This window comes from Pseudomonas sihuiensis (assembly GCF_900106015.1).
Classification (GTDB): domain Bacteria; phylum Pseudomonadota; class Gammaproteobacteria; order Pseudomonadales; family Pseudomonadaceae; genus Aquipseudomonas; species Aquipseudomonas sihuiensis.
This window is the reverse complement of sequence record NZ_LT629797.1, coordinates 481,089-493,842: the sequence shown is the minus strand read 5'-3', so window position 1 is coordinate 493,842 and position 12,754 is coordinate 481,089. Positions and strand designations below refer to the sequence as shown.

The 12,754-nt window shown below is 61.9% G+C and carries 16 protein-coding genes; 2 read left to right on the top strand and 14 right to left on the bottom strand.

Annotation, left to right across the window (positions count from 1 at the left end; all coding sequences use genetic code 11):
• Positions 1-65: 65 nt before the first annotated feature.
• The 8 genes from BLT86_RS02510 to fabD form a co-directional block, all read right to left on the bottom strand.
• Positions 66-1,058 (bottom strand): DNA polymerase III subunit delta', encoded by a 993-nt coding sequence (locus tag BLT86_RS02510; RefSeq protein ID WP_017677601.1) that lies wholly within the window; start codon positions 1,056-1,058, stop codon positions 66-68.
• Positions 1,051-1,683 carry a dTMP kinase gene (gene tmk, locus BLT86_RS02505; protein WP_092374426.1) on the bottom strand — a complete coding sequence of 211 codons (633 nt, stop codon included), beginning with the start codon at positions 1,681-1,683 and terminating at the stop codon, positions 1,051-1,053. Before tmk ends, BLT86_RS02510 begins: the two co-directional genes overlap by 8 nt.
• A 9-nt stretch (positions 1,684-1,692) precedes the next feature.
• Positions 1,693-2,748 carry an endolytic transglycosylase MltG gene (gene mltG / locus BLT86_RS02500; protein WP_017677603.1) on the bottom strand — a complete coding sequence of 352 codons (1,056 nt, stop codon included), beginning with the start codon at positions 2,746-2,748 and terminating at the stop codon, positions 1,693-1,695.
• Between the two features lie 3 nt (positions 2,749-2,751).
• Positions 2,752-3,567 carry an aminodeoxychorismate lyase gene (gene pabC, locus BLT86_RS02495; protein ID WP_092374423.1) on the bottom strand — a complete coding sequence of 272 codons (816 nt, stop codon included), beginning with the start codon at positions 3,565-3,567 and terminating at the stop codon, positions 2,752-2,754.
• A complete protein-coding gene (gene fabF, locus BLT86_RS02490) occupies positions 3,567-4,811 on the bottom strand; it encodes a beta-ketoacyl-ACP synthase II (RefSeq protein ID WP_092374420.1) in 1,245 nt (414 codons plus the stop codon). Before fabF ends, pabC begins: the two co-directional genes overlap by 1 nt.
• A 111-nt stretch (positions 4,812-4,922) precedes the next feature.
• Positions 4,923-5,159, bottom strand: a complete 237-nt coding sequence (gene acpP / locus BLT86_RS02485) for an acyl carrier protein (protein WP_003245177.1) — start codon at positions 5,157-5,159, stop codon at positions 4,923-4,925.
• Positions 5,160-5,387: 228 nt separating this feature from the next.
• A complete protein-coding gene (fabG, locus tag BLT86_RS02480) occupies positions 5,388-6,131 on the bottom strand; it encodes a 3-oxoacyl-ACP reductase FabG (protein ID WP_092374417.1) in 744 nt (247 codons plus the stop codon).
• A gap of 15 nt (positions 6,132-6,146) precedes the next feature.
• Positions 6,147-7,085: an ACP S-malonyltransferase gene (gene fabD, locus BLT86_RS02475; RefSeq protein WP_017677607.1), complete on the bottom strand. Its 939-nt coding sequence runs from the start codon at positions 7,083-7,085 to the stop codon at positions 6,147-6,149.
• Here fabD and BLT86_RS02470 point away from each other — a divergent pair.
• Complete coding sequence (locus BLT86_RS02470) at positions 7,084-7,350, top strand: hypothetical protein (RefSeq protein WP_059391797.1); 267 nt, start codon at positions 7,084-7,086, stop codon at positions 7,348-7,350. The two genes, fabD and BLT86_RS02470, sit on opposite strands and share 2 nt — an antisense overlap.
• Before the next feature lie 5 nt (positions 7,351-7,355).
• Here BLT86_RS02470 and plsX read toward each other — a convergent pair whose 3' ends face one another.
• From plsX to BLT86_RS02455, 3 genes are read right to left on the bottom strand one after another with little or no spacing between them, the layout of a single operon-like run.
• Positions 7,356-8,366 carry a phosphate acyltransferase PlsX gene (gene plsX, locus BLT86_RS02465; RefSeq protein WP_021488578.1) on the bottom strand — a complete coding sequence of 337 codons (1,011 nt, stop codon included), beginning with the start codon at positions 8,364-8,366 and terminating at the stop codon, positions 7,356-7,358.
• Positions 8,367-8,369: 3 nt separating this feature from the next.
• Positions 8,370-8,552: a 50S ribosomal protein L32 gene (rpmF, locus tag BLT86_RS02460; RefSeq protein WP_003245185.1), complete on the bottom strand. Its 183-nt coding sequence runs from the start codon at positions 8,550-8,552 to the stop codon at positions 8,370-8,372.
• 13 nt (positions 8,553-8,565) lie between these two features.
• Positions 8,566-9,093 carry a YceD family protein gene (locus BLT86_RS02455; RefSeq protein WP_017677609.1) on the bottom strand — a complete coding sequence of 176 codons (528 nt, stop codon included), beginning with the start codon at positions 9,091-9,093 and terminating at the stop codon, positions 8,566-8,568.
• 110 nt (positions 9,094-9,203) lie between these two features.
• Between BLT86_RS02455 and BLT86_RS02450 the strand changes: the two genes are divergently transcribed.
• On the top strand, positions 9,204-9,785 hold the full coding sequence (locus tag BLT86_RS02450; protein WP_059391798.1) for a Maf family protein: 582 nt from the start codon (positions 9,204-9,206) through the stop codon (positions 9,783-9,785).
• Positions 9,786-9,830: 45 nt separating this feature from the next.
• On the opposite strand, the gene sppA is transcribed toward BLT86_RS02450, so the two are convergent.
• The 3 genes from sppA to rluC are packed head-to-tail and all read right to left on the bottom strand — an operon-like array spanning position 9,831 to position 12,439.
• Positions 9,831-10,808 carry a signal peptide peptidase SppA gene (gene sppA, locus BLT86_RS02445; protein WP_092374414.1) on the bottom strand — a complete coding sequence of 326 codons (978 nt, stop codon included), beginning with the start codon at positions 10,806-10,808 and terminating at the stop codon, positions 9,831-9,833.
• On the bottom strand, positions 10,798-11,493 hold the full coding sequence (locus BLT86_RS02440; protein ID WP_059391799.1) for an HAD-IA family hydrolase: 696 nt from the start codon (positions 11,491-11,493) through the stop codon (positions 10,798-10,800). The genes sppA and BLT86_RS02440 overlap by 11 nt, the downstream gene beginning before the upstream one ends.
• The gene (gene rluC, locus BLT86_RS02435) at positions 11,486-12,439 is read right to left on the bottom strand and encodes a 23S rRNA pseudouridine(955/2504/2580) synthase RluC (RefSeq protein ID WP_017677613.1); all 954 of its coding nucleotides are present in this window, start codon (positions 12,437-12,439) and stop codon (positions 11,486-11,488) included. The genes BLT86_RS02440 and rluC overlap by 8 nt, the downstream gene beginning before the upstream one ends.
• Positions 12,440-12,754 lie beyond the last annotated feature (315 nt).

The window sequence follows — 12,754 nt, the reverse complement described above, 5'->3', positions numbered from 1 at the left end:
CAAACAACCGGGTGGCAGGCAGCCAGCAGAATGTGACGCCCTGCCGAATCCGGCTCTCGCGCCAATCAGCCGCGATCCTGTCCTGGCAAGGCGGCCCACTGCACCAGCAGGGCTTCCAGTAGCAGCACACGATTGAGGTTGGCTTTACCCATCACCTTCTGCCTTTGCGCGAGCAGCCATTCCTGAATCGCCAATACCTTGGCCTGCGCGCTCTTGTCCGCCAGGTACTGCACCACCTTGCGCATATCGGCCTGGCCCAAGCCTTGCTCATCCTTGGTCAGTTGGTAGCGCAACACCAGTTGCGCCCAGTCGCAGAACCAGTCGAAGAGCAGATTCAGCGGCAATGAGTTCCAGCTTTCCGCCAGTTGGCTCGGGGAGATCTGCTGCTTGAGCAGTTTTTTCACTCCCTCCACGGCCTGGGCACGCTGTTCGCGCACACCTTGAGCATGCAGGCGTACGGCAGCCAGCGGCGAACCCGCCGCAAGGGTCAGCAGATCAACGCGCTCATCGTCACCCAGTTCGGGCAGTGCCTGGGCCAGCCAGGCCAGGCTCATCGCCTCGCTCGGCAATGGGCAGGCCTGCTGCACGCAGCGGCTCTTGATGGTCGGCAGCAGGCGGCTGGGCTGGTGGCTGATGAGCAGCAGCACGGTATTGCCGGAGGGTTCTTCCAGGCTCTTCAGCAGCGCGTTGGCAGCGTTGAGGTTCATCGCCTCGGCCGGCTCCAGCAGCACGACCTTGCGCCCACCGAGCTGCGCGGTCTGCACCACGAAGTCGACCAGCTCACGCACCTGGTCGACCTTGATCGGCTTGTCCGCCTCTTCGGGCTCCAGCACGTAGTTGTCCGGGTGAGTACCGGCAACCAAGAGATGACAGGATTTACAGTTGCCACAGGCATCCAGCCCATTCGGGCTCTGGCATAGCAGGCGCGCCATCAGGCGCTCGGCCAGCGCACGCTTGCCGATGCCGGCCGGACCATGCAGCAGGTAGGCATGGGCGTGCTGGCTACGCCCGGCGAGTTGCTGCCAGAGCGCTTGTTGCCAGGGATAGACATCAGCCACGGCAGGCCTCCAGCAGGCTCGGCAGCAAGGCATCGATATCGGCCTGCACCTGAGCCAGGGTCTGCCCGGCATCGAGCACGCGATAACGTTGTGGCGCCTGCTCGGCGCGCTGCAGATAGGCCTGGCGTACCGCTTCGAAGAAGCCACGGCCTTCCTGCTCGAAACGATCCAGACGACCGCGAGCCGCGGCGCGAGCCAGACCGATCTCCACCGGCAGATCGAAAATCAGCGTCAGATCAGGGCGCAGCTCGCCCTGAACGAACTGCTCCAGTTGCGCGATACGTTCGATGGAAAGACCCCGACCACCACCCTGGTAGGCGTAGGTGGCATCAGTGAAACGATCGCACAGCACCACGCTGCCCTTGGCCAAAGCCGGGCGAATGACCTGCTGCAGATGCTGGGCACGGGCGGCGAACACCAGCAGCAGCTCGGTATCGGCCGCCATCGGCTCATCGCTCGGATCGAGCAATAATTCACGAATCCGTTCGGCCAGCGGCGTGCCACCGGGTTCACGAGTCAGCACCACATCGATGCCCTGCTCGCGCAGGCGCTCGGCCAGATATTCGCGATTGGTGCTTTTGCCGGCGCCTTCCGGGCCTTCCAGGGTAATAAACAGACCGGTCACGGGTTGCCCTTATTCGGTTTCGGCCGCCGCGCGTGGCGCGGGGCTGGAGCGGTAGTCGGCGCGACGCTTGAGCTGATATTCGCGCACCGCGCGGTTGTGCTCGGCCAGGGTGTTGGAGAACACATGGCTACCGTCGCCTCGCGCGACGAAATACAGGGTGGTGCCATCAAGCGGGTTGAGCGCCGCGTGAATCGCCTCGCGGCCAACCATGGCGATCGGCGTCGGCGGCATGCCGTCGATGGTGTAAGTGTTGTAGGGCGTTGGCGTACGCAGGTCGGCGCGGGTGATGCGGCCGTTGTAGCGCTCGCCCATACCGTAGATGACGGTGGGGTCGGTCTGCAGACGCATGCCCATGCGCAGCCGGCGCACGAACACGCCGGCAATCTCGCCGCGCTCTTCGGGTACACCGGTTTCCTTCTCGATCATCGAAGCCATGATCAACGCGTCGTAAGGCTCGCGATAGGGCAAACCCTCGGCGCGCTTCTGCCACTCCTCGGCCAATACGCTCTCAAGACGGACGTTGGCCTGCTTGAGCAGGTCCTCGTCGCTCATGCCGCGCACGTAGCGATAGGTATCGGGGAAGAAACGCCCTTCCGGATTCTGCCCAGCCAGGCCAAGACGCTCCATCAGCTGGGCATCGCTGAGATCGGCCAGGCGCTGCTCCAGACGCTCCTGGCGAGCCAGAGCGGCGCGCACCTGGCGGAAGTTCCAGCCCTCGACCAGGGTCAGGCTGTACTGCACCACCTCACCGCGCTGCCACAGGCCGAGCATGTCGCGGGCGTTGTATTCGGGCAGCAAGCGGTATTCGCCGCTGTGCATGGCAGGCGCGCGCAGATTGAAGCGCCAGTACAGACGCAACCAGAAGGCGTTGTCGATCACGCCCTCCGCCTCCAGGCGATTGAGCAGGCCGCTCGGCGTGGCGCCGGAAGGCACCTCCAGGAGCATTTCTTCAGTCAGATGCAGAGGCTGCTCCAGCGCTCTCTGCTGCTGCCAGGCGGCACCCACGACTAGCAGCGCAGCCAGTAGCACGCCGCACTCAAGCAGCACCAAGATCTTGCGTAGCACCAGTTATTTACTCAGTAGGTCGCAGACGATGGCCTGCAGTTTACGGGTGAGCGGCCCGACCGACCAGTGTCGCTCTTGCAGCGCCCGTACAGGCCAGATGCCGTAAAGGCTGTTGCAGAGAAAGACTTCATCGGCATCCAGCAGTTCGTCGAAGGAAACATCGCGTAACTCGACAGACAGCCCGAGCAACTGCGCCTGCTGCAGGATCTCCGCACGCATCACCCCGGCCACACCACAACGTGACAACTGCGCACTGACCAACCCGCCGTCGACGACCAGGAACAGATTGCTGTACACGCCCTCGATGACCCGGCCACTGCTGTCGCGCATCAGGCCCTCGGCACACTCGGGGTCCTGCCATTCGGCGCGCGCCAGTACCTGTTCCAGGCGATTGAGGTGCTTGAGCCCGGCCAGCAGCGGTTGCTCGGCCAGACGCGTCTCACAGGGAAACAGACGCACGCCCTGCTCGGCATGCGCAGCGGGATACTGCGGCAGCGGCGCCGCCTGCAGGATGCGCAGCGGCTGACAGGGTTGCGGCGGCGCGTAGCCACGCTGGCCCTCACCACGGCTGACGATCAGCTTGGCCACGCCCTCGCCCAGTTGCCCGGAGAACGCCTGCAGCTCGCGCTCAATGAGAACCAGATCGAGGGGAATGGACAGGCGCCGACAACCATCGGCAAGGCGCGCCATATGCCGCGCCAGCAGCGGGATGCGCCCGCCGCGCACGGCGATGGTCTCGAACAGACCATCACCGTAAGCCAGGCCACGGTCGCGAACCGACAACTGCTCGCCGGGCGCGCCGTTGACCCAGCTCAGCATCAGCCGTGGTACCGACGGAACAGCAGAGAGCCGTTGGTGCCGCCGAAGCCGAAGGAGTTCGACAGGGCGATTTCGATCGGCATGGCCTTGGCCTGATGCGGCACGAAGTCCAGGTCGCAGCCTTCGTCCGGCTCGTCCAGGTTGATGGTCGGCGGCGCTACCTGATCACGGATCGCCAGGATGCTGAAGATCGCCTCCACCGCACCCGCGGCACCAAGCAGGTGGCCAGTCATCGACTTGGTCGAGCTGACCGCCAGCTTATAGGCATGATCACCGAACACGCTCTTCACTGCCGCGGCTTCGGCGAGGTCGCCAGCCGAGGTCGACGTGCCGTGGGCGTTGATGTACTGCACCTGGTCGGCATTGATACCGGCATCACGCAGGGCTGCTGCCATGCAGCGCGCCGCACCGGCGCCATCTTCAGGTGGCGAGGTCATGTGGAAGGCATCGCCACTCATGCCAAAGCCAATCAGCTCGGCGTAGATGGTGGCGCCACGCGCCTTGGCGTGTTCCAACTCTTCCAGCACCAGGGCGCCGGAGCCATCGGAGAGGACGAAACCGTCACGGCCCTTGTCCCACGGACGGCTGGCCTTGGTCGGCTCGTCGTTACGCGTCGACAGCGCACGCGCGGCACCGAAGCCGCCCATGCCCAGACCGCAGGCGGCCATCTCGGCGCCGCCGGCGACCATCACATCGGCTTCGCCATAGGCGATGTTGCGCGCGGCCATGCCGATGCAGTGCGTGCCGGTAGTGCACGCCGTGGCAATGGCATAGTTCGGCCCCTGCAGACCCAGGTGGATCGACAGGAAGCCGGAAATCATGTTGATGATCGAGCCAGGCACGAAGAACGGCGAAATGCGCCGCGGCCCTTGCTCGTGCAACGATTTGCAGTTGTTCTCGATATTGGTAAGGCCGCCGATGCCGGAGCCCATGACCACACCGATACGCTCACGATTGGCATCGGTGATATCCAGACCGGAATCACGCACGGCCTGGAAGCAGGCAGCGAGACCGTACTGAATGAACAGGTCGAGCTTGCGCGCCTCCTTGGCGGAGAGATATTCCTCGACATTGAAGCCCTTGAGCGACCCGCCAAAACGGGTGGAGTAGGCCGACAGGTCCATATGCTCGATCAGACCGATGCCACTGCGCCCGGCCAAAATGCCCTGCCAGCTGCTCGGCACATCGTTACCCAGCGGCGACAGCATGCCCATACCGGTAACCACGACGCGTCTACGCGACACAGCAATCTCCTCTTGTTCTACTCAGGCGCCACATGCGCCCTGCACGTAAAGAAAAACCGCACGCCTGATTAGGGCAGTGCGGCTTTTCTCGATCAGAAAGCTGACGGTGACTTATTGCGCGTGGGCAGTCACGTAGTCGATAGCTTCTTGAACGGTGGTGATTTTCTCAGCTTGCTCGTCCGGGATCTCGGTCTCGAATTCTTCCTCGAGAGCCATCACCAGCTCAACGGTGTCAAGAGAGTCGGCACCCAGGTCTTCAACGAAGGAAGCGCTGTTGGTTACTTCCTCTTCCTTGACGCCAAGTTGCTCAGCAACGATTTTCTTGACGCGTTCTTCGATGGTGCTCATACCTTGTTTTCACTCCTATTGGACAAATCCAGGCAGCTGGTAGCGGCCAAGTGTATAGAAAGGGTTTTTAGCATTTCAAGCTGAATGCCGGGGAGCCCCCAGGAACACTTCAACGATCTGTCTATAAACCTGTTGCAGCTTTATAACGGATTTTAGACAGCAACTATGACAGTTTTCTGATGGCTCGCGTCACATTCGAGAGCCTCCGGGCATTCGGAGGCGCCCTTTTTAACTCATGTACATACCGCCGTTCACCGGAATAGTAGCCCCAGTGACGTAGCCTGCGCCATCGGAAGCCAGGAAACCGACTACCTTGGCGATCTCTTCGGCCTGCCCCAAACGGCCCAGCGGAATCTGCGTCAGCAGCGCTTCGCGCTGGCCTTCCGGCAGCTCACGGGTCATATCGGTGTCGATGAAACCTGGGGCCACCGAGTTGACCGTGATACCGCGCGAACCGACTTCACGTGCCAGCGCGCGGCTGAAACCTTCCAGACCAGCCTTGGCTGCAGCGTAGTTGACCTGACCGGCATTGCCCATCGCACCGACCACGGAGCCGATGTTGATGATGCGCCCGAAACGCGCCTTGGTCATGCCACGCAGTACGGCCTTGGACAGACGGTAGAGACTGTTCAGGTTGGTGTTGATGACGTCATGCCACTCGTCGTCCTTCATGCGCAGCATCAGATTGTCACGGGTGATACCGGCGTTATTGACCAGGATCAACGGCTGACCAAGATGTTGCTGGATGTGTTCGAGGGTGGTGGCAACCGATTCGTCGTTGCTCACGTCGAGCACCAGACCGGCGCCTTCGACGCCATTGGCCTTGAGGGTTTCGGCGATACGCTCAGCACCCGAGGCACTGGTCGCGGTGCCGATGACGATGGCGCCCTGACGACCCAGTTCCAGAGCGATTGCCTGACCGATACCACGGCTGGCGCCGGTGACCAGTGCGACTTTACCTTGCAGACTCATGTTCGTTCTCCTTGCTCAAGCCAGGGCTGCGCGAGCGGCAGCAAAAGCATCCGGGGTATCCAGGTTGTGAGTATTGATGCCTTTGACGCAGCGCTTGTTCAGGCCGCTCAGCACCTTGCCAGGGCCGCATTCGATCAGATCGGTCACGCCCTGTTCGGACAGACGCACCATCGACTCGACCCAGCGTACCGGGCTGTACAGCTGCGCCAGCAGATCAGCCTTCAGGGTGGTCAGATCGGACACCACGGCGGCGCTGACGTTCTGCACCAGCGGGATTTGTGGTGCCTGCCAGCTCAGCGCCTCGACCGACTCGGCGAAACGCTCGGCGGCCGGCTTCATCAGCGCGCAATGCGACGGTACGCTGACCGGCAGCGCCATGGCGCGCTTGGCGCCACGGGCCTTGCACGCTTCGATGGCGCGCTCGACGGCAGCGGCGCTACCGGCGATCACCACCTGGCCTGGGGCGTTGAAATTCACGGCACTGACCACATCACCCTGCGCCGCTTCGGCGCAGGCGGCCAGCACGTCGGCATCTTCCAGACCGAGGATGGCGGCCATGCCACCCTGCCCGGCAGGAACGGCCTGTTGCATCAATTGACCGCGGCGCTCCACCAGCTTCACGGCATCGGCAAAACCGATGCTGCCAGCAGCGACCAGCGCGGAATATTCACCCAGGCTGTGACCAGCAACGAAAGCCGGCTTGGCACCACCCTCGGCCTGCCACAGACGCCACAGGGCGATGGAAGCAGTGAGAATGGCCGGCTGGGTCTTGTCGGTCTGGTTCAGCTGCTCTTCCGGGCCTTGCTGGGTCAGTGCCCAGAGGTCGTAGCCGAGCGCTTCGGAAGCTTCGCCGAAAGTATCGAGCACCAGCTTCTGCTGGGCACCGTGGTCGGCAAGCATGGTCAGGGCTTGCGAGCCTTGACCGGGGAAGACGAATGCGAGGGATGCAGACATGAATAAGTCCCTTGAGTCGAAAAACCAACGCCAGGCGAGCCTGGCGCAGCAAACTGACAGTTGGATGACAGGCTACGCGCGGCGGTCACATTCCGCCGCACGTCACGCCCTGAAGGGTGCCTCTAAAAACGTAGGCGAGGCAGCCAGCGCAAGGCAAAAACAGGCGAAAAAGCGCAGTTTACGCGCTGTAAATGAGCATTTTGAGCCTGTTTTTAACGCCGCGATGGCAACGCAGATAGTTTTTAGAGGCGCCCTGAAAACGTGACGAGTTTACAGCAACAAGTCCTCGAGGCGACCATGCAGTCGCTGCGGCAAATTCTCCTGCACCTCGCGCAGCGCACAGCGAATGGCGCTCTGAAAGCTTTCCTGGCCAGCCGCACCATGGCTCTTGACCACGATGCCCTGCAGCCCGAGAAAACTTGCACCATTGTGCCGCGCCGGCGCCAGATCAGCCTTCAGGCGTCGCAACAACGGCATCGCCAGGGCACCTATCGCCTGGGCAAACAGCCCATCGCTGAACAGCGTCTCGACCCGCCCGGTGATCATCTTGGCCAGGCCTTCGCTGGATTTGAGCAGGATATTGCCAACGAAACCGTCGCACACCACGACATCGGCTTCGCCGCGATACATGCCGTCGCCCTCTATGTAGCCGATGAAATTCAGCCCATGCGCCTGCTGCAGCATATTGGCCGCCAGCTTGACCTGCTGATTGCCCTTGATGTCTTCGGTACCGACATTGAGCAAGGCGACCCGTGGCCGAGACACGCCCAGCGTCTCGGCCGCCACGGCGCCCATGATCGCGAACTGATAGAGGTGCTCGGCACTGCAATCGACGTTGGCGCCCAGATCCAGCAGGTAGCAGTGACCGCGCTCGGTGGGAATCGGGCTAACCATGGCCGGCCGATCGATGCCCGGTAGCGTCTTCAGCACGTAACGCGACAGCGCCATCAACGCACCGGTATTGCCGGCACTGACGCAGGCATGCGCCTGGCGCTGGCGCACCAGCTCCAGCGCCACGCGCATCGAGGCATCGGGCTTACCGCGCAGCGCCTGAGCCGGACGCTCGTCCATGGTGATCACTTCACTGGCGTGATGAACCTGCAGGCGTGAGCGATCGACGCCGGACTGGCGAGCGAGCTGTTCTTCGATGAGGGGAGCTTGGCCGACGAGGGCCAGATGCAGCGAGGGGAATTCGGCCAGCGCGGAAATGCAGGCCGGAACAATGCAGTGGGGACCGAAGTCCCCACCCATTGCATCAATCGCGATGATCGAGGCAGACAAGGATTACTCGTCAGCGCCCTTGTCGATCACTTTGCGACCGCGGTACACGCCTTCCGGAGAAACGTGGTGGCGCAGGTGAACTTCACCGGTGCTCTTCTCTACGGACAGGGTGCTGGCCTCGAGGGCGTCGTGCGAACGACGCATGTCGCGGGCGGAACGGGATTTTTTGTTCTGCTGAACAGCCATAATTCATTAACTCCTAAACGTTTGGGTCACGCTTTAACTGCGCCAATACACTGAACGGGTTGGACCGCGATACCTCGTCCTCGCCTGGCTCGGGCTCATCGAGACCGTCCGGCTGCTGGCAATCACCTGGGGCATGAGCAGGAACGATGGGCAAGGCGAGAAGCAACTCTTCCTCGACCAGACCAAGCAGCTCCAGCGGCTCTTCGCCCACTTCCAGCACGTCGTAGCCCTTAGGCAAGGACTGAGTGTTCGCTCCAACCCGAACCACGGCGTATTCACATTCGCTGCGGATGGGTAGCGCGACCAGCTCCAGACAACGCTGGCAGACCATTTTGACCTCAACCTCGAGCTCACTGCGGATAACCACAGTTTTCTGCTCGTCACGGGCGAAATGAAACTTCGCCTGCACCGCGCCAACCGTATCGGATAGCGGGTCGCAGAGACGCGGCAGGCTGGCCAGTTCGAGCTGCCCTTCGAGGGTAGCTTCGCGGTCGGCGAGCTTGCGCGGATCAACGTGAGGTGGAATCGGCCCATTCAACATAGGCGCAGCATTCTAGGGATGCACCCTGCCGCTGTCAAAGGAAATTCGGCCTGTCTTCGAATGGTGGCGATCAGTAGAATTCCCCGCCCACCTATATAAAGGAAGAGAACATGCCCGCGCTGCTGCTCGCCTCCAGCTCACCCTACCGCCGCGAGCTGCTCGAACGCCTGCAACTGCCCTTTACCTGGCAATCGCCGAGCATCGACGAAACCCGCCTGCCCAGTGAAGCAGCCATCGACCTGGTCAAGCGCCTGGCCGAAGAAAAGGCCCGCGCCCTCGCCGTCAGCCATCCTGACCATCTGATCATCGGCTCGGACCAGGTCGCCGTACTCGGCGATGGACAAATACTCGGCAAACCCCACGATCTGCCGAGAGCCCAGCAACAGCTGCGCGCCGCCAGTGGCAGCAGCGTCACCTTCCTCACCGGTCTGGCACTCCTCAACTCGAACACCGGCAAATGCCAGGTCGAATGCGTGCCCTTCACCGTGCACTTTCGCCCACTGAGCGACGAACGGATTCTGCGCTACCTACAGCGAGAACAACCTTTCGATTGCGCCGGCAGCTTCAAATCGGAAGGACTGGGCATCAGCCTGTTCCGCAGCACCGAAGGCGAGGACGCTACAAGCCTGATCGGCCTGCCACTGATTCGCCTGGTGGACATGCTACTGAACGAAGGCGTCGAGATTCCTTGAGCCATCAACGAAGAAGGCCCGCTACGCGGGCCTTCTTCATATACATCAGCGTAGTGTCGGTCCCTGAAAGCCCATCCACAACGCGATGCGATCCGCCACACTGGTACCCAGGCGCTTGGCGAAGCGATCAAATGGCGTATCACGCAGAGTGAAGTCGACCATCTCTTTCTGGCCAATCACCTCGCGCGCCACATAGCTGGCACTGCCCAGCGCATCGACCAACCCCAACTGCAGCGCCTGCTCACCCGACCAGACCAAGCCCGAGAACAGTTCGGGATGCTCGTCCGCCTTGAGACGCTCACCGCGCCCCTGCTTCACGCTTTCGATGAACTGGCGATGCGTGGTGTCCAGCACCCCCTTCCAGAAGCGAGTTTCCTCTTCCTTCTGCGGCTGGAACGGATCGAGAAACGCCTTGTGCTCGCCCGAGGTATAAACGCGGCGCTCCACACCAAGCTTCTGCATGGTTTCAACAAAGCCGAAACTGGCCGCCGTGACACCAATGGAGCCAACCAGGCTGGCCTTGTCGGCATAGATCTCATCAGCCGCACTGGCAATGTAGTAGGCACCGGAGGCACCCAGATCACTGATCACCGCATAGACCTTGGTCTGCGGATATTCGCCGCGCAAACGACGGATCTCGTCATAGATGTAGCCGGACTGCACCGGGCTGCCGCCCGGGCTATTGATGCGCAGGATCACACCTTTGGTATTAGTGTCCTCGAAGGCGGCGCGCAGACTGCCCACCACCTTGTCGGCACTGGCTTCTTCACGATCAGCGATCATGCCGCGAATTTCGATCAGCGCGGTATGCGCCTCAGTGGTCGAGGCTTTTTTCAGGTCGAGCACCGGCAACACCAGCGCCAGCGCACCGAACAGATAGATAAAGGTCAGCAGCTTGAAAAAGATGCCCCAGCGACGCGAGCGACGCTGCTCCTGAACACTGGAAAGCAGTGCCTTCTCCAGCAACTTCCAGCTTTTGGCATCCTCGCCCGACGAAGACGATGACTTCCACTCATCCGACATGCTCACTCACCTCTGCAGGACGCTGCGCCTGACGGCCTTCCAGCCATGCACGCAGCTCATTGAATTCATTGATCGCCAAACGCGGCGAGCACTCGCGCAGCACCGACAACGGCTGCGCACCGAAACCTACCGCCACGGCATCCATCCCGGCATTGCGCGCCATCAGCAGGTCGAAGGTCGAATCCCCCACCATCAGCGCGCGCTCGGGCTGCACCCGGCAATGCGCAAGAATCTCATGCAGCATCAGCGGATCGGGCTTGCTCGCCGTCTCGTCGGCGCAACGGGTCATATCGAAGTAATCAAGCCAACCCTTGTCAGCCAGCACCCGATGCAACCCCTTGCGCCCCTTGCCAGTGGCCACGGCAAGACGATAACCCTGATCACGAAAGACCTCGAGCGACTCGCGCACGCCCTCGAACAGTGGCGACGGCTCGGTTTCCAGCGCCAGATACTGCTCGCTGTAGGCACGCCGGATGGTTTCGATTCGCAGCGGCTCATCGAGTTCCGGGTAAAGCGTGCGAATCGCCACACCCAGCTCCAGACCAATGATCCCGCGCACCGCGACATCGCTGCAGCGCGGCACACATGCCACATCGGCAGCACGGTGCATGGCCTCGACGATACGGCCGATGGAATCCACCAGCGTGCCGTCCCAATCGAAAATCAGTAGCTGATAATCAGGCACTCAGACGCTCCAGGGTCTTCGCCCACATCTCATCCACCGGAGCCTCGAGCTTCAGCACGCCACCATCGGGCAGCGGCACGTGCAACTCATAGGCATGCAGGAACAGGCGTTTACCGCCCAGCTCGCGAATCTCGCGGGAGAAGTCGTCGTCGCCGTATTTGCTGTCGCCGGCGATACCATGACCCGCATATTGGGCGTGCACACGAATCTGATGGGTACGACCAGTGATCGGCCTGGCTTCAACCAGCGTGGCGAACTCACCGAAACGGCGCAGCACGCGAAATACCGTGAGCGCCTCCTTGCCCTCGGGATTCACCTCGACCATACGCTCGCCGGAGCGCAGGTTGCTTTTCAGCAGCGGCGCGGCGATCTGCTTCTTGGCGGTCGCCCAGTGGCCACGCACCAACGCCATGTAGCGCTTGTCCACGCCATCGCCGCGCAGCGCTTCGTGCAGGTGGCGCAGCATGCTGCGCTTCTTGGCGATCATCAGCAGGCCGGAGGTATCGCGATCGAGGCGATGCACCAGCTCCAGATCCTTGGCATCGGGACGCAACTGGCGAAACGCCTCGATCACACCGTAATTCAAGCCACTGCCACCATGCACGGCGATGCCGGCCGGCTTGTTCAGCACGATCAGCGCCTTGTCCTCATAAACGATGGCGGCTTCGAGGCGCTGCAGCAGCCCCTGCGCCAGCGGCTCGGGCTCATCGCGCTCGGCCAGACGCAGCGGCGGCACGCGCACCACGTCACCAGCCTGGAGCTTGTACTCGGGCTTGATCCGCCCCTTGTTAACCCGCACTTCACCCTTGCGCAGAATGCGGTAAATCAGGGTCTTGGGCACGCCCTTGAGCTGTGTCCTGAGGAAGTTGTCGATGCGTTGGCCGGCGAGTTCCGGTGCAACCTCGATCAGCTGAACGCCGGAGGTTGGAGAGGCAGGAGTAGTCATCGCGCAATCATAACAATTTTTTATGGAATTGAAGCACTTAATCATTGCTGCTATAGTCGCGAACGCCGCCAAAAGCGGCCTGGCTTGCGGATGAATGCCAAACTTGCCATCCCCTGCCCGCGCAAACGTATTTGGACGTGAGGCCGTCCGACGGATTCTTCAGGTTAGAAAGGCCGCAAAAGGCCACGAAGACTTCGGAAATAAAGCCTTGAGTATGATGCGCGATTCGCCCACCGGGCGGTCGCGGTAACTGACAACCGCTGCGGAATCCGCGCGCGGCACCCGATTTTCAGCGATACGTGTAGGGTGGAGATG